Here is a 23,711-nt window from a genome sequence, read left to right on the forward strand (position 1 = left end):
CGGGGCTGCTCCGCGGCGGGGCCGGACGCCGACCGCGGATCCACCGGGCCTGCCCCGCCCGGCTGACCCACAGGATAGGCCGGGCGGGGCGCAGAGGCCGGAGCAGGTCCGGCCAGGAGGGCAACGGCCCAGGCCTCCCCCGGGCCTTTCCCGGGCCGCGCCTCAGGCCGGGCGCAGGGTCCACCGGCGTCGTGTCACCCACTCCGCCCGCTTCACCTCCGCCACGCCCGGCGGCGCCTCCACCGGCAGGTGGACCTTCGCGTCGGGGGCCGGTGGCAGCAGTTTCAGCAGGAGGGGCTCGCCCGGCGGCAGCCGGTCCGCCGCCAGTTCCCAGGGGTGGCCCGCGAAGAACTGGTCCGCCACCAGTTCCCCCGTCCGGGTGTACGCCCGTGCCGTGTCCCCGGTCCAGTGCAGGCGCAGCAGGGTGCCCTCGGGGACATCCCCGGGGACGTCCACCCGGTACACCGCCGCCACGGCGTCGTAGTGCTCGTCGGCGGGGGCGCTCGCGCGGGCGAGGACACCGGTGGTGGGGGCCGGTGGAGGGCCCGGGGGGCGGAGGAGGGTGAGGGACGGTTCGGGCAGCGGGGTGCCGGGGGTCGTGGGGTCGGGGTGGAGGGTGTAGCGGGTCAGGGGGCCGTCCGGGGTCCCCGTCAGGGTGGCCCCGGAGACCGTCGGGGGGTGGGGCGGGGCGGGGAGGACCGCCAGGACCGGCGGCTCGGCAGGGCGCGCGTCCGTCCGGGTGTGGAGGCGTACCTCGTCCCGTTCCTCGTCGAGGACCACCCCGTAGGGGGAGAGGATCAGGCGCGGCGCTCCCCATGCCGTGCCCTTGTAGGCCGTACGGGCCGTCGTGGCGTCCAGGACGAGCAGGGCGACCCGGCCGCCGTCGGCGGTCTCCGTCTCGACGAGGGCCTCGGTGCCGGGGCGCAGGCCGGTGACCAGGAGGCGGCCGGCTTCCCGCCGTACCGTGCCGGCTCCGGTGATCTTTCCCACCGTGCGTGCGTCCAGGGCCAGTTCGGGGTCGATGCCGTCCGTCGCCGCGAGGACCAGGATCGTACGGCCGTCGTCGTCGGCGACCGTGCAGACCGGCTGGGCGGTGGCCCAGTCGAGGCGGAGGCCGGCCACGTCCAGGCGCAGCGGCCAGCAGAAGTAGGCGCCGGAGGGGACGGTGACGGGGGTGGTGGGGAGGGTGAGGGGCGGCTCGGTGCCCGGGAACGCGACCGTGAAGGTGGTGTTCTCGTGGGCCGGCAGTGGCTCGTGCGGCTGGTGGTTGGTGACGAAGAGGAAGCCGGAGGCCCGGCCGTCCGTGCGGACCGCCCAGCGCAGGGTCGTGCGGTCGTGCTGGCCGTCGGGGCCGTCGGCGGGCAGGGCCGACTCCATGGGGGCGATCCGCTCGCCGAACTCCGCCAGCAGCAGGTGCTGGAGGCGGAGTTCGTCGTACGACGGACGGTACTGGCCGTGCTCGCCGAGCGGGGCCTGGAAGTCGTAGGTCAGGACCGGGAGGTCGTTGGGGTAGGCGGTGGCGTGGGACTCCTGGAGGGTGGTGAGGTCGCCGAGGGGGTTCGTGCCGCCGTGGAACATGTAGTAGCCCTGCCAGACCGAGCCGCAGCCGATCTTGGTGAGGCCGAGGGCGCCGATGTCGGCGGCGTCGACGCGTGGGCGGCGGTGGTAGGCGACCGCCATGCCGCCGCCCAGTTCGCAGGTGGCCCAGGGGAAACGGTCCGCGTGGGCCGACGGGTCGGTGCCGCGTACGGTCGTGGGGCGCAGGTCGGCGCCGATGCCCTCGTCGTCGCGCTGGTGGGTGAAGAAGAAGTGCTTGCGGCAGGTGTCGGGCCAGCCGCCGTCGTGCTCGGTCCAGAAGGTTTCCGGGTAGCCGCCGTAGAGCGGGAGCAGTTCGTCGCCGGGGAGCCGGACGCCGCCCCAGGCCGTCGAGGTCCACAGGGGCGCGTCGAGGCCGGCGTCACGGGCCATCCGCTTCAGGGTCAGCAGGTGGTCGGGCTGGTCGTACAGCTCGTTCTCGATCTGGAGGGCGATGACGGGGCCGCCGGACGCCCTGTCCAGGCCGCGGAGTTGCGCCGCGACGGCCTCGAACCAGGGGCGTACGGCGGTGAGGTACGACGGGTCGTCGGTGCGGGGGGCGTGGGTGCGGGCCATGACCCAGTCGGGGAGGCCGCCGTTGCGGACCTCCGCGTGGGACCAGGGGCCGATGCGGGGGATGAGGTCCAGGCCGTGGCGGGCGCAGAGCCGGGCGAAGCGGCGGAGGTCGCGGTCGCCGTCGAAGCGGAGGTCGCCCTCGGTCTCCTCGTGGTGGATCCAGATGAGGTAGGAGGCGACCGCCGTGATGCCGCCGGCCTTCATCTTGAGGAGTTCCTCCTCCCAGTGGGCGGCGGGGTGGCGGGAGTAGTGGAACTCGCCGGAGACCGGGAACCAGGGGCGGCCGGCGCGGGTGAGCCAGCGGCTGGTGACGGCGATGGGGTCGGGGGCGGTGGGGGCGTCGGAGAAGGGGAGGTGGTCGCGGAGTGGGGGTGGGGAGGGGGTGGGGACCTGGATGTGGTGATGCGGCATCGGGTGGCGGTCTCCGGGTCGGGGTGGTGACGGTGGGCGCGGGCGGGCGCGTGGGCGTCAGGGGGTCTTCGGGCCCAGGTCCGGGGTGTCGGTCAGGTGGGCTTCGGGGGTGGTGGTGCCGTGGAGTTCCAGGAGGATCAGTTCGTTGGTGCCGGGGCGCAGGACCGGGGCCGGGACGTAGAGGGTGCGCTGGGGGCCCCGGTTCCAGTAGCGGCCCAGGTGGAAGCCGTTGATCCAGGCCTGGCCCTTGGTCCAGCCGGGGAGGGAGAGGAAGGTGTCGGCGGGTTCGGCGACCTCGAACTCGCCTTTGTGGAAGGTCGGTTCGGCCGAGGTGGGCTTGGTCGCCGGGGTGAAGGCGAGGGCGGGCGGGACCTCGTCCATGGGCAGGAGGTGGCAGTCCCAGCCCCGCAGGGTCTCGCCGTCGAGGGTGACCGGGCCGAGCAGGCCCTTGGGGACGCCGATGCGGGGGCCGTAGTTGACCCGGCCCATGTTCTCCACCAGGACGTCCAGGACGGCACCGGGGCGCGGGACGTGGACGGGGAGCGTCTCGTCGTAGCGCTCGCGTTCGAGGACGCCCACGGGGGCGCCGTCGACGAAGACCTGGGCGCGGTCGCCGACTCCGCCCTCGAAGTGGAGCAGGCCGGATCCCGTGCCGGGCAGCTCGGTCCGGTAGAGGACGTATCCGGCGCGTCGGCCCAGCGCGTCGGCGGTGACGGGATCGTCGGAGCGGGTGCCCTCGTGACCGAGCCGGCGGAACAGCGGGAGCCGCTGGGTCAACTCGACCGTGGTGGGGGGAAGTTTGGGGGACGGTGACGGCACCGGCTCGTCCGGGACCGGGGCGTGACGGGCGATCACGTCACGGAAGGCGTGGTACTTCGGGCCCGGGTCGCCGCTCTCGGTGAGGGGGGCGTCGTAGTCGTACGAGGTGACCGTGGGCGCGTAGGCGTGGTGGTGGTTGGCGCCGTTGGTGAAGCCGAAGTTGGTGCCGCCGTGGAACATGTAGATATTGACGGACGCGCCGGCGCCGAGGAGGCGGTCGAGGTCGGCGGCGGCGTCCGCCGCGTCCCGGCCGTGGTGCGGGCCGCCCCAGTGGTCGAACCAGCCGATCCAGAACTCCGAGCACATCAGGGGGCCTTCGGGCTGGTGTTCGCGCAGACGGGCCAGGGAGGTGTCGACGCGGCTGCCGAAGGTGCCGGTGGCGAGGACGCCGGGGAGGGTGCCTCGGGTGAGGTGGTCGCCGTCGGTCTGGTCGCAGGTGAAGAGGAGTTCCTCGATGCCGCGGGAGCGCAGGCTGCTCTCCACGTGCTTGAGGTAGGCGGTGTCGTCGCCGTACGCGCCGTACTCGTTCTCCACCTGTACGGCGATGACCGGGCCGCCCGCTGCCGCCATGTACGGCAGGAGGGTGGGCAGGAGGAGGTCGAGGTAGCGGTCGAAGGCGTCGGTGAAGCGGGGGTCGCTGGTGCGCAGGCGGATGTCGGGGTCGGAGGTCAGCCAGTGGGGGAGGCCGCCGCCGTCCCACTCGGCGCAGATGAACGGGCCGGGGCGGAGGAGGACGTGGAGTCCCTCCTGCTGGGCGAGGCGCAGGAAACGGGGCAGGTCGAGGAGGCCGTCCAGGTCGAGGGTGCCGGGGGTGGGTTCGTGGAGGTTCCAGGGCAGGTAGGTCTCCACCGTGTTCAGGCCCATGAGGCGGGCTTTGCGGAGACGGTCGGGCCAGTGGTCGGGGTGGACGCGGAAGTAGTGCAGGGCGCCGGAGAGGATGCGGAAGGGGGCGCCGTGGAGGAGGAAGCCGTCGGGGGTGGTGGTCAGGGCGGGCATACGGGTCCCTTCTTCGGGGTGGGTGTGTCTGAAGTGGTGCCGACCGGGGTCGCCCGGGGGCGCCCGGGGGCGCCCGGGGGCATGGTGCTCAATGGGCCTTTGTGGTGCCTACCGGGGTCGCCCGGGCGTGGTGCTCAGTGGGCCTTCGCGGTGCCTAGTGGGGTCGCCCGGGCGCGGTGCTCAATGGGCCTTCGCGGTCCGGATCAGCCCGGGGCTCGGTGCTCAATGGGCCTTCGCGGTCCGGATCAGCCCGGGGCATGGTGATCAGTGGGCCTTTGTGCTGCGGATCAGCCAGCGGGTCGCCGCCAGGCAGGTCGCCGAAGCGGCGGCCAGGAGGAGGGGGACGGCGTTGACGCCGGACCACTCGATCACCTTGCCGAGGGTCGGCCCCGCGGTGACGCCGCCGGCCATGGAGGCGGCGATCACCAGGGCGCCGGCTCTGCGGGCGTGGGGGGCGGCGCGGTGGAGCCAGGGGAGGCCGGTCGGGAAGATCGGGGCGATGAAGAGGCCCACGGCGGCGTAGGCGTAGGGGGCGAGGGGCGGGATCGCGGCCAGGAGGAGGGAGGCCGTCATGCCCGCGCAGGAGACGGTGATGATCGTCTGGGCGGAGAAGCGCAGGGCGAGCGGCGCCACCAGGAAGCGGCCCACGGTCATCATCAGCCAGTAGACCGAGGTGGCGGTCGCGGCGAGGCCGGCGCCGTAGCCGATGGTCTCCAGGTGGGTGGGTTCCCAGCCGCCGACGCCTGCCTCGATGGCCACGTGCAGGACGTAGAGGGTGACGAAGACGGTGAGTACGGAGCGCAGGGCGGCGGTGGGGGCGCCTTCGGGGTCGGCGGGAGTGAGGGTGGCGGTGGGGTGGACGGTCTTGTCGCTCACTCCCCTCAGGCAGAGGAGCAGGGGGAGGGTGACCAGGGCGAAGGCCAGGAAGACGGCCGGGTAGCGGTCGGCGCCGGCCGCGCCGATCAGGACGGGGCCGAGGATCGCGCCGATTCCGAAGTGGGCGTTGAGGATGTTGAGCATCGCGGTGGAACGGTGGCCGAAGCCGGTGGCGAAGAGCTGGTTGAGGCCGTAGTCGATACCGCCGAAGCCGAGGCCCGCGAGGAGGGCCGCGGTGAGGGCGAGGGGCCAGGTGGGGGCGAGGGCGAAGGCTGCGGCGCCGGTGGCCATGAGGAGGTACGAGAGGCCGAGGATCCGGCGGTTGCCCGTACGGCCGTAACGGCGGTCGAAGAGGAGGACTCCCGCGACTCCGCCGACGAAGTGCGCGCTCAGGGCGAGACCGGCGGCGGAGGGAGAGAGCCCGAACTCCTCGCGGAGGGCGGGGATCGCGGGGCCGTAGAGGGCCTGGAGCGCGCCGATCAGCACGAAGCCGACGCAGGAGGCGACGACGGCGGGGGTGGTGGTGAAGACGGCGGGGGTGGTGAAGACGGGCGTGGGGGTGGTGGCGTGGGCTGAGGCGTCCATGGGTGCCGGCCGCGGCGGGGTGCGCCGTTGCTGCGTGGAGTGATCGGTCACGCGGGCTCCAGGGGCGGACGGCCCACGGCAGTGTGGGCAGGGGTGTGAGACGCCGACGTGGACCGATGTTACCGGTAACATTCGCGGCGTCAAGATGCCCGGAACGACATGTCGACCGAGGCGAGGCAGCGCGAGAACGCGGGAGCGGGCGTCCTGGGCGACCCATGGAACGCAGACCTCCTGGGCCTCTGCGCCCTCCGCCGCTCCCACAGCGGTTTTCTCCGCCCAGCGGGTGATGTCGGGGTGGGCACGGGTGGGTTGCGACACGGCTGTGGAGGGTGTGGGGAAGGGGCGGGGTGGTCACCATGCTGGGCATGGGTGGGAGTCGGGACCGATACGTCGATTTTTTGCGGGCCTGGGCCATTGTGCTCGTCGTGGTGGGGCACTGGGTGATCACCGGGCTGGTCCGGCGGGAGGACGGGCGGATCGGCGCGCCGGAGCTGCTGGCGACCGTGCCCTGGACGCAGTGGCTGACGCTGGGCTTCCAGATCATGCCGCTGTTCTTCCTCGCCGGAGGCCACGCGGCGAGCGGGTCGTGGGGGCGGGCGCGGGACGGTGGGGCGACGAGTGCGGGGTGGGTGGGGCAGCGGGCGGTGCGGCTGTTGCTGCCGGTGGCCGTGTACAGCGGTCTCGTGCTGCTCGCCGTCGGGGTGTGCGCGGGGGCCGGGGTGGATCCGGGGACCCTCGCGATGGTGGGGTGGGCGATGGCGATGCAGTTCTGGTTCCTGCCGGTCTATCTGCTGCTCAGCGCGCTGACTCCGGCGCTGTACGCCCTGCATCTGCGGTGGGGCGTGCGGGTTCCCGTGGGGATGGGCGTGGTGGGGGTCGGGGTGGGGGCGATCGTCGTCCTGGGCGGTGACGGGCCGTATGCGGGGCTCGCCGAGGTGCTGGGGGCGCTCAACTACCTGGTGGTGTGGGGGGTGGTGTATCAGCTGGGCTTTTGCTGGCGGGATGGGGCGCTGGGCAGGGGACGGGGGCCGGGGGCCCGCCTGCCCTTGGTCATGGCGGTGGGGGGTGGCGTCGCGTTCGCGCTTCTCGTCGGGCTCGGGCCGTTTCCCGTCAGTCTGATCCTGGTGACCGGGCAGGACCCGAGCAACACCGACCCGCCCTCCGTGGCCATGCTGGCGTGGGCCGTGGCGCAGGTCGGGGTGGCTCTCGTCGTCGCGCCGGGCGTGCGGCGGATGCTGCGGCGGGAGATCGTGTGGCGGGCCGTGCGGGGGCTGGGCACCGCCAGCATGACGCTGTATCTGTGGCACATGCTGCCGGTGCTGGTGGTCGCCGGCGCCTTCTGTCCGACCGGCCTCGCGCCCCAGCCGGCGTACGGATCGGCGGGCTGGTGGGGGCTGCGAGTGCCGTGGCTGCTGGTGCTCGGGGGTGTTCTGGGGTGCGTCCTCGCCGCGCTGCGGCCGCTGGAGCGGGGGCTGGCGGTGCTGGGCGCGCGGGTGCGGCCCGTCGCCGGGCTCCGGGGAGTGGCCGCGTGGCGGCTGTGGGCCGGGATCGGGGTGAGCGTCTGGGCGCTGACGTACTTCGCCGGGCACGGCTTCGCGTACGGCGGCCGTTTTCCGCTCGCGGCCGCGATGGGGCTGGCGGTCGGGACGGGGATGGTGATGTTCGCCGGGTGGGTGGGGGCGCGGCGCCGGAGGGAGGCGGTGGAGGCTCCCGGCTCCCTGGAGGAGGCTGTCTGACCCGAGGAGGGCGGTCAGGCCGTGCGTTTGCGGGACGCCGTCTTCTTCGCCGGGGTCTTCTTGGCCGCCGTCTTCTTCGTGGCGGTCTTCTTCGCCGTGCTCTTCGTCGACGACGTGGCCTTCTTCGCGCTCTGGGCCGACTTGGCGGTCTTCGCCGTCTTCGCCGTCGACTTCCGTGCGGAGGGCTCGGTCGTCCTGCTCGTGGAGGTGGACTTCTTTCCGCTCGGTTGCTTGGGGCGGGCGGGGGATCTGAGTCCGGCCTCCGCCGGGGGTTCCTCGCCGCGCGACTCCTTCGCGGCGCGCACGCTCTTCTCCAGGGCCGCCATCAGGTCCAGGACCTTGCCGCCGGAGGGTGCGGAGGGGGCCTCGGGGGGTGTCTCACCGGCGGCCTTGGCGGCGATGACCTCCTCGACGGCCTCGCGGTACTCGTCGTGCAGTTCGTCGAGGTCGACTTCGCCGAGGGTGTCCATCAGGGCGTCCGCGAGGTCGAGTTCCTTGTCGCGGACGGTGACGTCGGTGTCGGGGGCGACACCCTCGGGGGCGCGGACCTCGTCCGGCCAGAGCAGACCGTGCATGGCGATGGCGTCGCCGACCACGCGGAGCATGCCGAGGCGTTCACGGCCGCGCAGGGCGTACTTGGCGATCGCGACCTTGTTGCTGCGTTTGAGGGCCTCCCTCAGGAGGGTGTACGGCTTCGCGGCGGGGGCGCCGCCGGCCTGGAGGTAGTACGCGGCGTCCATCTGGAGCGGGTCGATCCGGTCGGCCGGGACGAAGGCCACGATCTCGATCGTCTTCGCGGTGGGCAGGGGGAGGTGGGACAGGTCCTCGTCGGTGATCGGGACGATCGTGCCGTCCGCGTCCTCGTAGCCCTTGCCGATCTCCGCCGAGCTCACCTCGCGGTCGTCCAGCTCGCAGACCTTGCGGTAGCGGATGCGGCCGCCGTCCTCGGTGTGGATCTGGCGGAAGGAGATCGAGTGGCTCTCCGTGGCGTTCACCAGCTTGATCGGGATGCTGACGAGGCCGAAGGAGATGGCGCCGTTCCAGATGGATCGCACGGGCAGCGACCTCCTGACACATATGGAGCGTTATGCGGTGGTTTCATGTGATTCTCATCGTATGACGCCGATCACAGAGGTGGAGGGGCGGAGGCTCGCGCTCAGCAATCTGGAGAAGGTGCTGTATCCGGCGACCGGCTTCACCAAGGGCGAGGTGCTGCACTACTACGTCTCGGTCGCCGAGGTCCTGCTCCCCCATCTGCGGGACCGGGCGCTGTCCTTCCTGCGGTACCCCGACGGGCCGGGCGGGCAGATGTTCTTCGCGAAGAACGTGCCGCCGGGGACGCCCGAGTGGGTGACCACGGCCCAGGTGCCCCGGTCGGAGGGGCCGGCCCGGATGGTGGTCGTACAGGATCTGCCGAGCCTGGTGTGGGCGGCGAATCTGGTCACCGAGTTCCATACGCCCCAGTGGGTGGTCCAGGATCCCGGGCACGCCGATCGGCTGGTCTTCGACCTCGATCCGGGGGCGCCGGCGGGGGTCGTGGAGTGCTGCGAGGTCGCGCTGTGGCTGCGCAAGCGGCTGGCGGAGGACGGGATCGAGGCGTACGCGAAGACATCGGGGTCGAAGGGGCTGCATCTGGTGGCGGCGGTGCGGGGGGCGTCGTCGGAGCGGGTCACCGAGTACGCGAAGCGGCTGGCGGTGGAGGCGGAGCGGGAGATGCCCCGGCTGGTGCTGCATCGGATGACGCGGAGTCTGCGGCCCGGGAAGGTGTTCGTGGACTGGAGTCAGAACGCGGCGCGCAAGACGACGGCCGCCGCGTACACCCTGCGGGCGCGGGAGCAGCCGTGGGTGTCGGCGCCGGTGCGGTGGGAGGAGGTGGGGGAGGTGGTGGAGTCCGGGGAGGCCGAGCGGGTGGTGTTGGGGGTGGGGGAGGTGGTGGAGCGGGTGCGGGAGTGGGGGGATCTGCTCGCGCCGGTGTTCGATGCGGGGCGTGCGGGAGAGGTGCCCTGAGACCGGGTCCCCCGCCCGGCCGACGGGCCGCGCCCGCGTCGGACCACGTCAGAGGTGGGTCCAGGTGGTGCGGTCGCGGGCCATGGCGTGGAGTGCCTCCACGTCCGCCGGTTTCAGGACGCCGCCGAGGCGTGTGAAGTCGTCGATCTCGGGGGCCGTGAGGACCCGCACCTCGCGGGGGGCCGCGGTGAAGGTGACCTCCGTGGGGCCCACCAGCGCCAGGACGGCGTGGACCTCGGCGGTCAGGGCGTGGGAGGCGCGGGCGGCGTCGATGCGCAGGCGGCGCAGCAGGGGCTCGGGGTCCCGGCGGCCCAGGGCGACGTGGGGGTCGGAGACGCGGACGCGCTGCTTGCGGGCGTAGAGGGCGTGGACGGTGAAGAGGCCGCCGGGGCCTATCGCCAGATGGTGGAGGCGGTCGCCGCCGGGGAGGGGGATCGAGTGCAGGGTGTGCCAGCCGGCACCGTCGAGACGGTCCAGGGCGTCACCGACGGTCTGCTCGGCGGTCAGGGCGTGCCGGCGCGGATCGGGCCGTAGACGGTGTGCGGGGGCCGGATCGCGGTCCAGGGAGACGAGGAGGGCCTCGCCGGGGCGGTTGGGGGCGAGGTCGTCGTCCGGGTGGAGGGCGAGGCGGGCCAGCTCCGCGGGGGTCGGCACGGGTGGCGGTCCGATGGCGACCGAGCCCGTCACGAAGGGGCGGAGGGCCTCCAGGACGTCCTCCCGGCGATCGTCGGCGAGCAGATTGATCCTGGCCGCCTCACGGTCGTACCAGGCGATGTTCCTGCCGTCGGTGAGACAGACGTAGAGCCGCTCCTGGCCATGCCGCCAGGTCGGTACGACGCGTAGTCCGGTCATGCGTCATCACCCCTGTGACCATGGGAACAGGCAGGGTGCTGCGAGGGCAAGAAGGCGGTTACCTTGGGGAGGAGTTGGGCAGGTCATAGGGCTCAGGGCCTGTGTCATGTCCCGCACTATCGGGCAGAGGACAAGGGCCCTCAGGGAGCGCGCGTGGGGAGGCGCCGTTGCGGACCCGCAGAAAGCAACCCGAGGTACCGGCTCCGGACCGTCCGTGGGACGAGATCGTGCCGGGGCTGTGGATGGGCTGTCATGAGTACCGGGGGCCCGCGGGACAGCCGGCCCTCGCCGTGGTGCGGGACGAGTTCGATCTCGTCCAGACGCTGACCCGGGCCCGGTCCGGGCACGGGCCCGACCCGGGGGTGGTCCACCATGTGTGGCCGATTCCGGACGGGCCGCTGGACGGCACCCAGCTCGCGGGCGTGATCCGGCTGGCGCAGGCCGCGGGCGAGGCCCTGGACCAGGGGCGGAGCATCCTCGTACGGTGCTACAGCGGGTACAACCGGTCGGGGCTGGTCGTCGCCCACACCCTGATGCGGCGGGGGCACCCGGCCGACGAGGCGATCCGGCTGATACGGTCGCGGCGCTCGCCGTGGGCGCTGCACAACGAGTTGTTCGTGGAGTACCTGCGGGCGGGACTGCCGACGGCCAGACTGCTGGAGGAACTGGCGGAATGACCATGCACAATCGTTTCCTCTCCGCCCTTTCGGCCCTACCGCACCTGGTACACAAACCGGACTTCCCTACGCAATAAGGTGTACGGGGCCCCGCATCGCCTTGCACCTCAGGAGCCCCGTGCCGCCCAGCCGCCCCACCCGCGTCGCCCTCGCCGTGGCCGCAGCCGCCCTGCTGGCCTCGGCGACCGCGGCCTGCGGTGACGCGGGCGGACTCCAGGGCGCGGGCGCCACCCCGACCGCGATCAGCCCGGACCGGCTCTGGCCCGGGCTGACCCCCGCCTCCAGCCCGGCCTTCGCGATCGGCGAGGTGGAGACCGAGGTGGTGAAGGGCGTCACCGTCCCCGGCGGGGACATCCACGAGGTGGACCCGGTCGCCGTCGTCCGCGCGGAGATCGCCGCGAAGCCGGGCGACTACGGACCCGGGGCGTACGAGGTGACCGCCCGGCGCATGAGCGCCTGCGGGAAGGGCGGGGAAGCCGGACGCGCCTGTCCCGTCCTCAAGGCCTACTACCGCGATCTGACCGGGGACGGGCGCGACGACATGACGCTCGGCTTCCGGCAGCTGCCCGGCAACCTCACCGCCGTCCGCGTGTACACCGTCCGCGATCACAGGCTCGTCCAGATCATGGCCTACGAGGACGCGGTGAGCGGCGTCGAACTGGCCGGCCACTCGGTGATTATCCGGGCTCCCTCGGAGGTCGCCGGGTACGAGTACCGCCTCCAGTGGACCTGGGACCAGCAGCAGCGCGCCATGCTGCTCACCCACGACGAGATGCTGCGCATCGGCGACCCGAGGAGATCCCCCGCCCCCCACGCCTCCCCCAGTGCCTCCCCTTCCGCCTCCGCGAGCGGCCGATGAGGCTCGCGCTCCCCCGCTGGGCCGGCACGCTCGCCCTGAAGGCGGCCGTCTTCATCACGGTGATGTGCTGTGCGCTCGCCGCCCTGCTCGGCGTCCTCGTGCATGTGTCGGTGACGAACCAGACCGTCGGCCAGGCCCGGGACCTCGCCCTGTCCCGGCTCGACGACGCGACGGAGGCCTTCGAGGCCGGGGACACCCTCGGCTGGGGCGCGGGCGTCGACCCGCCGGGGCTGCCCGCCCCGCTGCGGGCGCTGGCGCTGGGCGGGGAACGCGGCACGATGGTCGCCGAGACCCGGGGGCGCCCCACGATGTGGGCGGCCGGACCGGCCGACGGCGGACGGGCCCTCGCCGTGCGGGTCGACTACGCGCAGAGCGCCCGCACCATCGAGGCGCTCGACTCCGCGATCCTGTGGTCCGCGGGGCTGGCGATCGGTGCGACGCTGCTGGTCGGGGCGTTCGCGGTGACCCGCGTGACCCGGCGGCTGCACACCACCGCGCGGGTGGCCCGGCGGATCAGCGCCGGCGATCTGGACGCGCGCGTGGACGATCCCCGGGCCAAGCAGAGGGGCCGGCCGCAGGACGAGGTGGGCGCGGTCGCCGCCGCCCTCGACACCATGGCGGCCACCTTGCAGAGCAAGCTGCTGAGCGAGCAGCGCTTCACCGCCGACGTGGCCCATGAGCTGCGCACCCCGCTGACGGGGCTGCACGCCGCGGCCGAGCTGCTGCCCCCCGGCCGGCCGACGGAGCTGGTCCGCGACCGGGTGGCCGCCCTGCGCACGCTCACCGAGGACCTGCTGGAGATCTCCCGGCTCGACACCGGGCGGGAACGGCTGGAGCTGGGCACCGAGGAGCTGGGCGCGCTGGCCCGGCGGGTCGTGCGGGCCTCGGGAGCCGACACCGAGATCAGGGTCGTACGGAACGCACGGGTCGAGACGGACCGGCGGCGCCTGGAGCGGGTGCTGGGCAACCTGGTGTCCAACGCGCACGGGCACGGGCGGGCGCCCGTCGTCCTCACGGTGGACGGGCCGGCGGTCACCGTTCGGGACCACGGCGACGGCTATCCGGAGTACCTCGTCGCGCACGGGCCGCAGCGGTTCCGTACGGAGGGCGGGGCGAAGGGGCACGGGCTGGGGCTGACCATCGCCGTCGGCCAGGCGGAGGTGCTGGGGGCCACGCTGGCCTTCACCAACGCCCCGGAGGGAGGGGCCGTCGCCACGCTGACGCTGCCTCAGGCGGTCACCCTCCCCGATGGCGCAGTGTGACGGGCGACATGCGCGGGCCGCTCCTAATCTGGCGACAAGTCAGCTTCTGAGCCGGTTCCGCCCTCTTCATGGAGGTATCGCCATGTCCTTGCGCCGCTCCGCCCTCACCCGCCTCGCCCTGGCGACCGCCGTCGGCGCACTGGTCACCGCGGCCGTCGCCACCCCCGCCACCGCCGACGACGACTGGAACGGCGACAGCGGCGACCCCGGCACCAGCGCCTGGGACGAGGAAGGCCAGGGCGGGGGCGGCGACGGCGGCTGGGACACCGGCGGCGACGGCACCGGCAACGGCTGGAACGGCAACGGCACCTCCAACGGAAATGGCAACTCCAACGGCAACGGCACCGGCACCGGCACCGGCACCGGCAACAGCGGCAACTGGCAGAACCAGGGCGGCGGCCAAGGTGGCGACGGCGGATGGAACCAGGGCGGCGGTCAGGGCGGCGACGGCGGATGGAACCAGGGCGGTCACAACGACCCCCAGCGCCTGTTCCGCGGCCGTGTCACCGCGAACACCCTGCTCCTGCGCACCAAGCCCACCCGGGCCAGCCAGGTGATCCGTTCCGTCCACCGCGGCGAGATCGTCTCGATCTTCTGCAAGACCCCCGGCCAGAACGTCGACGGCAACCCCCTCTGGTACCTCCTCACCGACGGCACCTGGGCCTGGGGCTCGGCCCGCTTCATCGAGAACATCGGCGAGGCGCCGCGCTGGTGCTGACACACCCTCACCGTCAAGGCTCACAAGGCCCCGCATTTGGGTAGGTTCCGGACATGACGAGTGCCGGAGCCGGAGCTGAAGCCACCACCGCGATCGCCGCGGCCGGCACACCCGCCCCCGCCGTACGCCTCCCCCGGCGCCGCGGCATCGAACTCGCCCTCATCGTCGTGGCCGTCCTGCTGTCGGTGTACGGCTACTGCGCGGTCGGCCTCGCCAAGAACGGCACCCTCCCGCCCGGCGCCGCGGGCTACGGCGCCGGGCTCGGCGTGCTCGCGCTGGTCGCCCATCTCGCCGTACGCCTGCGCGCCCCCTACGCCGACCCGCTCCCCCTGCCGATCGGGGTGCTCCTCAACGGCATCGGGCTGGTGCTGATCTACCGACTGGACCTGGAGACGCCCGGGGACCGGGCGGCGCCCGCCCAGCTCGTGTGGTCCACCCTCGGCATCACCCTCTTCATCCTGGTCGTGGCGGCCCTGCGGGACCACCGGGTGCTCCAGCGGTACGCGTACGTCAGCGTGGTCGCCGCGCTCGTCCTGCTCATGCTGCCGATCCTCTTCCCGGCCGTGAACGGCGCCCGCATCTGGGTCCGGGTCGCCGGGTTCTCCATCCAGCCGGGCGAGTTCGCGAAGGTGCTGCTCGCGGTGTTCTTCGCCGCGTACCTGGCGGCGAACCGCACGGCGCTGGCGTACGCGGGCCGCAGGATCTGGTGCGTGCAGGTGCCGACCGGCCGGGTGCTCGGTCCGATCGTCGCGATCTGGCTGCTGAGCGTCGGCGTGCTGGTCCTGGAGCGGGACCTGGGCACCTCGTTGCTCTTCTTCGGGCTCTTCGTGGTCATGCTGTACGTCGCGACCGGCCGCACCGGCTGGATCGCGGTGGGCCTGCTGCTCGCGGCGCTCGGCGCGGTGGCCGTGGGCCGGCTCGAACCGCATGTGCACGGCAGGATCGAGGACTGGCTGCACCCGTTCGCCTCGATCGAGGCCGGTCTCGGGCCGAACCAGCTCGCCCAGTCGCTGTTCGCGTTCTCCGCGGGCGGGGTCCTCGGCACCGGGCTGGGTCTCGGCCACTCCGTCCTCATCGGCTTCGCCACGAAGTCGGACTTCATCCTGGCGACGGCGGGCGAGGAACTGGGCCTGGCCGGGCTGTCGGCGCTCTTCCTGCTCTACGGCCTGCTGGTGGAGCGCGGCTACCGGGCCGGCCTCGCCCTGCGCGACCCGTTCGGGAGGCTCCTCGCCGTCGGGCTCGCCACGATCGTCGCGCTCCAGGTGTTCGTCATCGCGGGCGGGGTGACCGGCCTGATCCCGCTGACCGGTATGGCCATGCCCTTCCTCGCCCAGGGCGGCTCGTCGGTCGTCACCAACTGGGCGATCGTCGCGCTGCTGATCCGGGTGAGCGACTCGGCACGCCGCCAGTACGACGGCAGCACCGCCCCTTGACCCGGAAGGTACCGCAGCCATGACCCGGCACATCCGGCACGCCGCCGTGTTCTGCGCCCTGCTCCTGCTGGCGCTGCTGGTCAACGCCCTGCGGGTGCAGGTCGTGGAGTCCGCGGCCCACGACGGCAACCCGGCCAACCGCCGTGCGTCCATCGCCCGTTACGGCCAGCCGCGCGGCGACATCCTGGTCGGCGGCGCCCCGGTCACCGGTTCCCGGGACACCCACGAGCAGTTGCGCTACGAACGGACGTACCGCGAGGGGCCGTTGTACGCGCCGGTGACGGGCTTCGCCTCGCAGGAGTACGGGACCACGTTCCTGGAGCACACCGAGGACGACCTGCTCTCCGGTGTGGACCCGATGCTCGCGCCGCTTCCGCTGTGGAACGACGTCACCCGAGGACGCCCGCCCGGCGGGAACGTCGTGACGACGCTCGACCGCCGCGCCCAGCAGGCGGCGTACGCGGGGCTGGACGGGCGCAAGGGCGCGGTGGCGGCGGTGGAACCGGCGACGGGCCGGGTGCTGGCGCTGGTGTCCAGTCCGTCGTACGACCCCTCGCTGCTGTCGGGGAACGACCCGGGCGTCGAGGCCTCCTGGGAGCGGCTGAACGCCGATCCGGACAAGCCGATGCTGAACCGGGCGGTGCGGCAGACGTATCCGCCGGGGTCGACCTTCAAGGTGGTGACGGCGGCGGCGGCGCTGGACGCGGGCGTGGTCACGGACCTGGACAGGCCGACCGACTCGCCGGTGCCGTACCGGCTGCCGGGGACGACGACCCGGCTGACGAACTCGGGCGACGGCTGCGCGGACGCCTCGGTGCGGGAGGCGTTCGAGTGGTCGTGCAACACGGTGTTCGCGAAGCTCGGTGTGGAGGTGGGGCTGGCCCGGATGTCGCGCACGGCGCAGGCGTTCGGCTTCAACGACACGGACGTGCGGATCCCGTTCCCGGTGGCCACCAGCACCTTCGACACCTCGCTGGACCGTGCGCAGCTCGCGCTGTCCTCGATCGGGCAGTACAACACCCGGGCCACTCCGCTGCAGATGGCGATGGTGGCGGCAGCGGTGGCCAACGGGGGCCAGGTGCGCGAGCCGTACCTGGTGGAGCGGACCACGCGGCACGGCGGCGCCACCGTGGGCACGGCCGGTTCCCGTTCCGCGCGGCAGGCGATGTATCCGGCGACGGCCGTGCGGCTGCGGGAGCTGATGGAGGACGTGGTGCGCGAGGGCACGGGGAAGAGGGCGGCGATCCGCGGCGCGCGGGTCGGCGCCAAGACCGGCACCGCGCAGCACGGCATCGGCAACTCCGGGACGCCGTACGCCTGGTGCGTCTCCTGGGCGCAGGGGAAGCGGGACATCGAGCCGAGTGTCGCGGTGGCGGTGGTGGTGGAGGACGGGTCGGCGAACCGCGGGGAGATCACCGGGGGCGGGATGGCGGCGCCGATCGCGCGGGCGGTGATGGCGGCGGTGCTCGGTTCGTGAGACGGGGGCTTTCCGGCGGGGACAGGTCCGTCCTACGGTTCGCGCATGACTGACGCCACGAGGACCACGACCCCGGAAACCGCCGCCTTCGAACTCGCCCAGGTCAACATCGCCCGCCTCAAGTTCCCCCTCGACTCACCGGAGTTGAAGGACTTCGTCGACGCGCTCGACCCGGTCAACGCGGACGCGGACGCCGCGGACGGGTTCGTCTGGCGGCTCCAGTCGGAGGAGGGTGACGCCACCGGCATCGACGTCTTCGGCGACGCGTGGCTGATCGTCAACATGTCGGTGTGGCGGGACACGAACGCGCTGACCGCGTACATGTACCAGGGGCGGCACCGGGAGATGCTGGCGCGCCGGCGGGAGTGGTTCGAGCGGGTGCGGGAGGCGATGGCGACGCTGTGGTGGGTCCCGGCGGGCCACCGCCCGACGGTCGCGGAGGCGGAGGCCCGTCTGCTGCATCTGCGCACCCACGGCCCGACGCCGTACGCCTTCACCCTGCGCACCTCGTTCCCGCCCCAGGGCGCGGACCCGGTGCGCTTCGAGGTGCCCGAGGATTTGGGCTGCTCGGCCTAGCGGCCCAGGGGCCCAGCGGCCCGGCTCCAGCGCGGCTGCCGGGTCTCCGGGCGGACCTTCGGGGGACCTCGGCAGCCGCGCGCAGGTCGACGTCGGCGGCGTCCTGGGCGGCGCGCTCCCCGCGCGCAAGGGATTGACGTCCTTGCTGACAAGCAGTCTCATAAGAGCCATGACGACCCTCACGGACGGCGACGCCCTGGACGGCCTGCGCGACGCCCTCGGTCTGCTCAAGGACCGCGAACAGGTGGCCGAGCGGCTTCTCGCCTCCTCCGCCAAGCACTCCTTCGACCCGGACGAGGAGCTCGACTGGGACGCGCCCTTCGAGGAGGGCAAGTGGTTCTGGCCGCCGGAGCTGGTGTCGCTGTACGACACCCCGCTGTGGAAGCGGATGGGCGAGGAGCAGCGGATCCTGCTGTCGCGGCACGAGGCGGCGGCGCTGGCCTCGCTGGGGATCTGGTTCGAGATCATCCTGATGCAACTGCTCGTCCGGCACATCTACGACAAGGCGGCGACGAGCGCCCACGTGCGGTACGCGCTCACCGAGATCGAGGACGAGTGCCGGCACTCGAAGATGTTCGCCCGGCTGATCGCTCAGGGCGGCACCCCCTGGTACCCGGTGAGCCGGGTCCACCAGAACATGGGCCGTCTGTTCAAGACGGTCTCCACCACCCCCGGCTCCTTCACGGCGACCCTCCTCGGCGAGGAGGTCCTGGACTGGATGCAGCGCCTGACCTTCCCGGACGAGCGCGTCCAGCCCCTGATCCGCGGCGTCACCCGCATCCACGTGGTGGAGGAGGCCCGCCACGTCCGCTACGCCCGCGAGGAGCTCCGCCGCCAGATGCTGACCGCGCCCCGGTGGTCCCAGGAGTTCACCCGGGTCACCTCCGGCGAGTTCGCCCGCATCTTCTCGGTCGCCTTCGTGAACCCGGAGGTCTACACGAACGTCGGCCTGGACCGGCGCGAGGCGATGGCCCAGGTGAAGGCGAGCGCCCACCGCCGCGAGATCATGCAGACGGGCGCGAAACGCCTGACGGACTTCCTGGACGACATAGGGGTCCTACGGGGCGTGGGCCGCCGCCTGTGGAGGTCGTCGGGCTTGTTGGCGTAGGGAGCTGCCGGACCTCGAGGGGTGCGGGGCTGTACTCATACGCCGGCTCCCCCGCGTGGGCGCGACCAGCCCCCACGCACCCGCACCCGAAACACCACCCCGAAGAACTACCCTGCACACATGCCCCCCGCCGCCCCCGCCTACCGCCGCCTCAGTGTCGAAGAGCGCCGCGCCCAACTCCTCGACGCGGCCCTCACCCTCTTCGCCCACCGCCTCCCCGAGGACGTCTCCCTGGACGACGTGGCGGAGGCCGCCGGGGTCTCCCGCCCACTGGTCTACCGCTACTTCCCGGGCGGAAAGCAGCAGCTCTACGAGGCCGCGCTGCGCTCCGCCGCCGAGGAGCTCCACCACTGCTTCGACGAGCCCCACGACGGCCCCCTCCTCCCCCGCCTCTCCCGCGCCGTGGACCGCTACCTCGGCTTCGTCACCCGGCACGACGCCGGCTTCAGCGCCCTCCTCCAGGGCGGCAGCGTGGTGGAGACGTCACGGACGACGGCCATCGTGGACGGCGTCCGACGGGCCGCGGCCGAGCACATCTACAGCCATCTCGGCGTCCCCGATCCCGGCCCCCGGCTGCGGATGACCGTGCGGATGTGGATCACCGCCGTCGAGGCGGCCTCGCTGATCTGGCTGGACGAGGGCCGGCAGCCGCCCGCCGAGGAGCTGCGGGACTGGCTGGTGGAGCAGTTCGTCGCGATCGTCACGGTGACCGCGGCACGCGATCCGCAGACCGCCGAGCTGGTCCGGCACGCGCTGAGCGCGGCGGGCTGACCGACACTGGTGCCGTGAAGAGCGAAGACACCCCCTTCGAGGGCGGCCCGATGGACGGCCGGGTGCTGCCGGTCCTGCTGGGCATGACCGGGCATCCGCCGAAGACGTACCGCATCCCGGTCCCCGACGCGGCGGGCGGCCCGCCCACGGTCCTGGTGTACCGGCGCGTGCCGCGTGGTCACGGCAAGCGGCTCGGGCTCCAGCGGGGGTGGAAGTACACGTACGACCCCGAGGGCGGGGCGGGCGGCGGTCTGAAGTGGCCGTGGTCGAAACCGGAACCCACCACGCCGGAGAAGGGCGGGGACGACACCGAAGGGTGACGCGGCTGGGCCGAACCGAGCAGCCGGGCGAGCACTTTCTTCAGATATGTCCCATTATCACCCTGCGGGTTCGAGGGGCCACCCGGGCCGCCTCCCCGCAGCGGAGGTGATGACGTGTCAGGAAGGCTGCTGCGTCTGGCCTGTGCGGTCGTTACGGCGGCGCTGGCCGCGCAGGCCGCCGTGGCGGGCGGTGTCGCCGTCGCCGTACCGGAGCCGCCGGACCCCGGCGGACGGGCGCTGCCGGCCCCACCCGGCGGGCGGACCGTGTCCGAGCTGCTGACGGACCTTCAGCGGCTGTACCGAGAGGCCGAGAAGGCCACCGAGGCCTACAACGCCACCGAGGAGGCCCTCGAGCAGCGGCGGGCCGAGACCGACCGGCTGGACGCCGATCTCGCCGAGGCCCGGCTGACCCTGCACGAGAGCCGGGGCGCGGCCGGGCGGCTGGCCCGCCAGCAGTACCAGAACACCACCGACATCTCCCCGTACGTACGGCTGCTGCTGGCCCGCGACCCGCAACAGGCCCTGGACCAGGGCCATGTCATCGGCCGGCTGGCGCGGGAGCGGGCCGAGACGGTGGGCCGGCTGGAGGGCAGCGAACGCAGGGCCGACGGGCTGGCCCGCGAGGCACGCACGGCCCTCGACCGGCAACTCACCCTCACCGAGCGGAAGAAGAAGGAGCGCGACGCCGTCCGCCGCCGCCTGGACGACGTGGAGAAACTGCTCGCCTCCCTCACCGCGGCCCAGCTCGCGGCGATCGCCGAACTGGAGAAGGACGGGGTGGCGCAGGCGCAGCGCGAGCTCCTGGCGTCCGGCGCGCTCAAGGACGACGAGAAGCCCTCGCGGGAGGGCGACGAGGCACTGCGCTACGCCGTCCGCCAGATCGGCAAGCCGTACGCCTGGGGCGCGGAGGGACCGACGTCGTACGACTGCTCGGGCCTGACCTCGCAGGCGTGGAGCCACGCGGGCACCCCGATCCCCCGCACCAGCCAGGAGCAGTGGGCCCGACTCCCGCGGATCCCCCTCAAGGACCTGCGCCCCGGAGACCTGGTGATCTACTTCCCCGAGGCGACCCATGTGGCCATGTACATGGGCGAGGGAATGGTGGTCCAGGCCCCCAGAACAGGCGAGAAGATCAAGATCTCCCCGATCGCATCCAACCCGATCCTGGGAGCGGTACGCCCCGATGCGAGGACCCCCCTGGGGACCTAGCTGTATTGAGCCGCAGGGTTGTTCACACGGCTGATGGGTGGCTGGCCGCCGAGTGCGGTGTGGCAGCGGTGGTGGTTGTAGGTGTGCAGGAAGTCTGCCAGGGCCGCGGTGCGTTCGGTGTTGGTGGTGCAGGGCCGTAGGTAGGCCCATTCGTCGAGCAGGGTGCGGTTGAAGCGTTCGACCTTGCCGTTGGTCTGTGGCCGGTAGGCGCGGGGGAGTCTGCCGGCCGCGCCGAGCTCGGCGAGTGCCTGCTGCCAGGCGAAGCTCTTGCGGTAGGGCCAGGCGTTGTCGGTCAGGACCCGTTCGACGCGGTCGATGCCCGTGGTCTGGAAGAAGGCCGCGGCCCGGCGCAGGAAGTCTGCGCAGGTGGCGGCCTTCTCGTCACCGTGGATCTCGCTGTGGGCGACAACCGGTTCAGGCCGTGCCGGGTGAGGATGCGGTGCACGGTGGAGGCGGGCAGGCCCAGGACCGGGCCGAGGCGGGCGGGGCCGAGCTTGCGGTCCTGCCGCAGCCGGCAGACCCGGGCCTCGACCGCTGCCGCCGTGCGGTGTGGTGTCGTACGGGGACGGCTGGGCCGGTCGTGCAGCCCCTGCTCGCCCTCGGCCCGCCAGCGGCGGATCCACTTGTGGGCGGTGGCGCGGGGTCCAACGCTGTCACTGAGTCCACACCCGCTGGAACTCTTCGGCCGGGATGGCTTCCAGCGGGTCCTCTTCAGGGTCGAGCGTCTGGTCCGTCAGGAACCCGTGCTCGTCCTCCAGGTGCTCCCAGCTGTACCGGTGGAGTCGGCCGGCCGGGGTCAGTTCGGCCTGCTTGATGGCGACCAACTCGCCACGGTCGGGTACGGCCTCGAAGTACCACAAGCCTCCCTCCTCGTCGGTGTGGCGGAAGTGGTGCCGCAGGGTGGCCCCCTCATCAAGAGATCGGAAGTACGCCACGCTCGTCGCTTTGATGCGCTCCAGGTCAACCACGGGATCATCGTGCCAGCGAGCGCGTGCGGTTGCACCGTTCTGACATCCACAGGTGACATCAACGACCCCGGATACCAGCACCCCTACGCGGTCCTGCACGGCTGGCGTGGCCGGGTGTCTCCCGGGCAGTACTGTGCGGCGATCGAACTCCTAAAGCGGTGCTCTGAGAAGCCGTGCCGCCCTCGGCGCGTGCGGTGGCTGTCATCATCGTTGGATGACAGGCAGGCAGCTCCCGGCAGGTTGGACCCTGGAGGAGATCCGTAAGGTCTCTGGCGACTGGGAGGCCACATCTCTCGACACCGATCGAGTCGTGACCGGTTGGCCGGCGCAAGGCGAGCGGCTCCACCCCGAGATCGTCTTGGGATTCCACGGACTCTGCCTGGTGAAAGCCGTGAACGATGACGACTGGTACATGGGCAGCCTGAACGACGACGGCAGCATCACCTGCTGGAGTGCCTACGGCGACCTCTACGAGGCACTTCGCGGCCTCTAGCCCGACGACGCCAGCGGCCCCGGAGATGCTGTCTCCGGGGCCGTCCGTGGGCCGTGCGAGGGCGGCCGACGCTGACCGACAACGACAGACGACGACCGTGGGAGCCCAGGTCGGAGGGCCCTCAGGCTCCAGTGACCGAGGTCAGGTACGCGGCCGTCTTCTCCGGCTCGTAGAAGAAGTTCTCGAAATCGGCCGGGTCGTTGAAGGCATTGGCGAAACGATCAGCCACGACCGGCAGCTGCCCCGCCGCCCCCAGCAGGTTCACGATGTGCTCCGGCGGCGGGGCCAGCATCGCGTTCGTCCACTTGGTGACGTGCTGGGCGGTGTCCCAGTAGCGGTCGAAGGTGGCCCGCATCCACTCCTCGTCGAACTCCTTCTCCCCGTGCTCGAGGATCGACGCGAGGTAGGCGGCCGCGCACTTGGAGGCGGAGTTGGAGCCCTGGCCGGTGATCGGGTCGTTGGCGACGACGACATCGGCGACGCCCAGCACCAGACCGCCGCCGGGCAGCCGGCCGACGGGGTTGCGGACGGTCGGCGCATACCGTCCGGCCAACGTGCCACCGGCGTCGGTGAGTTCGACCTTCGTCGCCCGCGCGTACTCCCAGGGCGTGAACCTCTCCATGAGTTCCAGGGTCAGGGAGAGGTGCTCCGCCGGGTCCTTGACGCCGTTGAAGACGTCGAGCGGACCGCCGGGTACACCCTCCCAGAAGAGGATGTCGGCGCGGCCGGAGGTGGTGAACGTCGGCATGACGAAGAGTTCGCCGACGCCGGGGACGAGGTTGCAGCGGACCGCTTCCATGTCCGGGTGCTCGGGGCGGGGGCCCATGCCGTGGACGTACGACACCGCGAGCGCGCGCTGCGGCTCGGTGTACGGGGAGCGCTCGGGGTCACGGGCGAACATCGACACCAGCTCGCCCTTGCCCGCCGAGACCAGGACGAGGTCGTAGGCGCGGGAGAAGTAGTCGAGGTCGGAGACGGCCGCGCCGTGGATGACGAGCTGGCCGCCGCGCTGGGCGAAGATCTCCATCCAGCCGGCCATCTTCACCCGCTGGTCGACGGACTGCGCGAACCCGTCGAGGGTGCCCACCCAGTCGATCGCGCGCTGCGTCGGGCCCGGGTCGTGCGAGCCGGGGGCCGCGACCGAGACGCCCAGTCCGGCGATCTTCGGGGCCTGGGACTCCCAGAAGTTCAGCTGGAGGTCGCGCTCGTGCTGGAGGGCGGTGTGGAACATGCACTGCGTCGACATGACCCGGCCGGAGCGGATCTCGTCCGCCGTCCGGTTGGACATCAGGGTGACCTCGTACCCGTGCGACTGGAGGCCGAGGGCGAGCTGGAGACCGGACTGGCCGGCTCCTACGACGAGTATCTTCCGCATGCGGGGAGGGCTCCTCAGGAGGACTACAGGAG

The 23,711-nt window shown here is 72.5% G+C and carries 21 protein-coding genes and 1 pseudogene; 14 read left to right on the forward strand and 8 right to left on the reverse strand.

The window, feature by feature from the left end:
* Positions 1–162 precede the first annotated feature (162 nt).
* The 3 genes from OG852_RS16945 to OG852_RS16955 all read right to left on the reverse strand — a co-directional run bounded on the left by OG852_RS16945 (position 163) and on the right by OG852_RS16955 (position 5,889).
* Positions 163–2,562 carry a beta-galactosidase gene (locus tag OG852_RS16945; RefSeq protein WP_330348368.1) on the reverse strand — a complete coding sequence of 800 codons (2,400 nt, stop codon included), beginning with the start codon at positions 2,560–2,562 and terminating at the stop codon, positions 163–165.
* 57 nt (positions 2,563–2,619) lie between these two features.
* The gene (locus OG852_RS16950) at positions 2,620–4,377 is read right to left on the reverse strand and encodes a glycoside hydrolase family 35 protein (protein WP_330348369.1); all 1,758 of its coding nucleotides are present in this window, start codon (positions 4,375–4,377) and stop codon (positions 2,620–2,622) included.
* A 264-nt stretch (positions 4,378–4,641) separates the two neighbouring features.
* Positions 4,642–5,889 carry an MFS transporter gene (locus OG852_RS16955; RefSeq protein ID WP_443064534.1) on the reverse strand — a complete coding sequence of 416 codons (1,248 nt, stop codon included), beginning with the start codon at positions 5,887–5,889 and terminating at the stop codon, positions 4,642–4,644.
* A gap of 314 nt (positions 5,890–6,203) precedes the next feature.
* Between OG852_RS16955 and OG852_RS16960 the strand changes: the two genes are divergently transcribed.
* On the forward strand, positions 6,204–7,574 hold the full coding sequence (locus OG852_RS16960; RefSeq protein WP_330348370.1) for an acyltransferase family protein: 1,371 nt from the start codon (positions 6,204–6,206) through the stop codon (positions 7,572–7,574).
* A gap of 14 nt (positions 7,575–7,588) precedes the next feature.
* On the opposite strand, the gene ku is transcribed toward OG852_RS16960, so the two are convergent.
* Positions 7,589–8,629: a non-homologous end joining protein Ku gene (ku, locus tag OG852_RS16965; protein ID WP_133912428.1), complete on the reverse strand. Its 1,041-nt coding sequence runs from the start codon at positions 8,627–8,629 to the stop codon at positions 7,589–7,591.
* 61 nt (positions 8,630–8,690) lie between these two features.
* Between ku and ligD the strand changes: the two genes are divergently transcribed.
* Entirely contained in the window at positions 8,691–9,581 is an 891-nt protein-coding gene (gene ligD, locus OG852_RS16970; RefSeq protein ID WP_133912429.1) for a non-homologous end-joining DNA ligase, read from the forward strand.
* A 48-nt stretch (positions 9,582–9,629) separates the two neighbouring features.
* Here the strand turns inward: ligD and OG852_RS16975 are convergent, their stop codons facing one another.
* On the reverse strand, positions 9,630–10,433 hold the full coding sequence (locus OG852_RS16975) for a nuclease-related domain-containing protein (protein WP_330348371.1): 804 nt from the start codon (positions 10,431–10,433) through the stop codon (positions 9,630–9,632).
* Positions 10,434–10,600: 167 nt separating this feature from the next.
* Between OG852_RS16975 and OG852_RS16980 the strand changes: the two genes are divergently transcribed.
* The 11 genes from OG852_RS16980 to OG852_RS17030 all read left to right on the forward strand — a co-directional run bounded on the left by OG852_RS16980 (position 10,601) and on the right by OG852_RS17030 (position 20,843).
* On the forward strand, positions 10,601–11,110 hold the full coding sequence (locus tag OG852_RS16980; RefSeq protein ID WP_133912431.1) for a protein-tyrosine phosphatase family protein: 510 nt from the start codon (positions 10,601–10,603) through the stop codon (positions 11,108–11,110).
* Positions 11,111–11,228: 118 nt separating this feature from the next.
* On the forward strand, positions 11,229–11,969 hold the full coding sequence (locus OG852_RS16985) for a hypothetical protein (protein ID WP_166663543.1): 741 nt from the start codon (positions 11,229–11,231) through the stop codon (positions 11,967–11,969).
* Positions 11,966–13,231, forward strand: coding sequence for an ATP-binding protein (locus tag OG852_RS16990; RefSeq protein WP_133912433.1), 1,266 nt, complete (start codon positions 11,966–11,968; stop codon positions 13,229–13,231). The genes OG852_RS16985 and OG852_RS16990 overlap by 4 nt, the downstream gene beginning before the upstream one ends.
* An 82-nt stretch (positions 13,232–13,313) precedes the next feature.
* Entirely contained in the window at positions 13,314–13,949 is a 636-nt protein-coding gene (locus OG852_RS16995) for an SH3 domain-containing protein (RefSeq protein ID WP_330348372.1), read from the forward strand.
* A gap of 53 nt (positions 13,950–14,002) precedes the next feature.
* Positions 14,003–15,382: an FtsW/RodA/SpoVE family cell cycle protein gene (locus OG852_RS17000; RefSeq protein ID WP_133912435.1), complete on the forward strand. Its 1,380-nt coding sequence runs from the start codon at positions 14,003–14,005 to the stop codon at positions 15,380–15,382.
* Positions 15,383–15,401: 19 nt separating this feature from the next.
* Complete coding sequence (locus OG852_RS17005) at positions 15,402–16,859, forward strand: penicillin-binding transpeptidase domain-containing protein (protein WP_330348373.1); 1,458 nt, start codon at positions 15,402–15,404, stop codon at positions 16,857–16,859.
* 45 nt (positions 16,860–16,904) lie between these two features.
* Positions 16,905–17,435: a DUF3291 domain-containing protein gene (locus tag OG852_RS17010; RefSeq protein ID WP_133912437.1), complete on the forward strand. Its 531-nt coding sequence runs from the start codon at positions 16,905–16,907 to the stop codon at positions 17,433–17,435.
* 169 nt (positions 17,436–17,604) lie between these two features.
* Positions 17,605–18,543 (forward strand): AurF N-oxygenase family protein, encoded by a 939-nt coding sequence (locus OG852_RS17015; protein ID WP_133912438.1) that lies wholly within the window; start codon positions 17,605–17,607, stop codon positions 18,541–18,543.
* A 120-nt stretch (positions 18,544–18,663) separates the two neighbouring features.
* Entirely contained in the window at positions 18,664–19,314 is a 651-nt protein-coding gene (locus tag OG852_RS17020; RefSeq protein ID WP_330348374.1) for a TetR/AcrR family transcriptional regulator, read from the forward strand.
* A gap of 14 nt (positions 19,315–19,328) precedes the next feature.
* Positions 19,329–19,634: a hypothetical protein gene (locus tag OG852_RS17025; RefSeq protein ID WP_133912440.1), complete on the forward strand. Its 306-nt coding sequence runs from the start codon at positions 19,329–19,331 to the stop codon at positions 19,632–19,634.
* Positions 19,635–19,748: 114 nt separating this feature from the next.
* The gene (locus OG852_RS17030) at positions 19,749–20,843 is read left to right on the forward strand and encodes a C40 family peptidase (protein WP_330348375.1); all 1,095 of its coding nucleotides are present in this window, start codon (positions 19,749–19,751) and stop codon (positions 20,841–20,843) included.
* On the opposite strand, the pseudogene OG852_RS17035 reads toward OG852_RS17030, so the two are convergent.
* Both OG852_RS17035 and OG852_RS17040 read right to left on the reverse strand, forming a co-directional pair.
* Positions 20,840–21,483: pseudogene (locus tag OG852_RS17035) on the reverse strand (integrase core domain-containing protein); the annotation flags it as partial. The gene OG852_RS17030 and the pseudogene OG852_RS17035 sit on opposite strands and share 4 nt — an antisense overlap.
* A gap of 13 nt (positions 21,484–21,496) precedes the next feature.
* On the reverse strand, positions 21,497–21,811 hold the full coding sequence (locus tag OG852_RS17040) for a hypothetical protein (protein WP_133912442.1): 315 nt from the start codon (positions 21,809–21,811) through the stop codon (positions 21,497–21,499).
* 214 nt (positions 21,812–22,025) lie between these two features.
* On the opposite strand from OG852_RS17040, the gene OG852_RS17045 reads away from it, so the two are divergent.
* Positions 22,026–22,304 carry a hypothetical protein gene (locus OG852_RS17045; RefSeq protein WP_133912443.1) on the forward strand — a complete coding sequence of 93 codons (279 nt, stop codon included), beginning with the start codon at positions 22,026–22,028 and terminating at the stop codon, positions 22,302–22,304.
* 121 nt (positions 22,305–22,425) lie between these two features.
* Here OG852_RS17045 and OG852_RS17050 read toward each other — a convergent pair whose 3' ends face one another.
* Positions 22,426–23,679 carry a styrene monooxygenase/indole monooxygenase family protein gene (locus OG852_RS17050; RefSeq protein WP_133912444.1) on the reverse strand — a complete coding sequence of 418 codons (1,254 nt, stop codon included), beginning with the start codon at positions 23,677–23,679 and terminating at the stop codon, positions 22,426–22,428.
* Positions 23,680–23,711: the final 32 nt, after the last annotated feature.

It is taken from the genome of Streptomyces sp. NBC_00582, from assembly GCF_036345155.1.
Taxonomy (GTDB): Bacteria; Actinomycetota; Actinomycetes; order Streptomycetales; family Streptomycetaceae; genus Streptomyces.

Bases quoted from the DNA above. Each gene is read 5' to 3' on its own strand.
- OG852_RS16945 (WP_330348368.1), bottom strand. From the start codon at position 2,562: ATGCCGCATCACCACATCCAGGTCCCCACCCCCTCCCCACCCCCACTC.
- OG852_RS16950 (WP_330348369.1), bottom strand. From the start codon at position 4,377: ATGCCCGCCCTGACCACCACCCCCGACGGCTTCCTCCTCCACGGCGCC.
- OG852_RS16960 (WP_330348370.1), top strand. From the start codon at position 6,204: ATGGGTGGGAGTCGGGACCGATACGTCGATTTTTTGCGGGCCTGGGCC.
- ligD (WP_133912429.1), top strand. From the start codon at position 8,691: ATGACGCCGATCACAGAGGTGGAGGGGCGGAGGCTCGCGCTCAGCAAT.
- OG852_RS16975 (WP_330348371.1), bottom strand. From the start codon at position 10,433: ATGACCGGACTACGCGTCGTACCGACCTGGCGGCATGGCCAGGAGCGG.
- OG852_RS16990 (WP_133912433.1), top strand. From the start codon at position 11,966: ATGAGGCTCGCGCTCCCCCGCTGGGCCGGCACGCTCGCCCTGAAGGCG.
- OG852_RS16995 (WP_330348372.1), top strand. From the start codon at position 13,314: ATGTCCTTGCGCCGCTCCGCCCTCACCCGCCTCGCCCTGGCGACCGCC.
- OG852_RS17000 (WP_133912435.1), top strand. From the start codon at position 14,003: ATGACGAGTGCCGGAGCCGGAGCTGAAGCCACCACCGCGATCGCCGCG.
- OG852_RS17005 (WP_330348373.1), top strand. From the start codon at position 15,402: ATGACCCGGCACATCCGGCACGCCGCCGTGTTCTGCGCCCTGCTCCTG.
- OG852_RS17010 (WP_133912437.1), top strand. From the start codon at position 16,905: ATGACTGACGCCACGAGGACCACGACCCCGGAAACCGCCGCCTTCGAA.
- OG852_RS17015 (WP_133912438.1), top strand. From the start codon at position 17,605: ATGACGACCCTCACGGACGGCGACGCCCTGGACGGCCTGCGCGACGCC.
- OG852_RS17020 (WP_330348374.1), top strand. From the start codon at position 18,664: ATGCCCCCCGCCGCCCCCGCCTACCGCCGCCTCAGTGTCGAAGAGCGC.
- OG852_RS17045 (WP_133912443.1), top strand. From the start codon at position 22,026: ATGACAGGCAGGCAGCTCCCGGCAGGTTGGACCCTGGAGGAGATCCGT.
- OG852_RS17050 (WP_133912444.1), bottom strand. From the start codon at position 23,679: ATGCGGAAGATACTCGTCGTAGGAGCCGGCCAGTCCGGTCTCCAGCTC.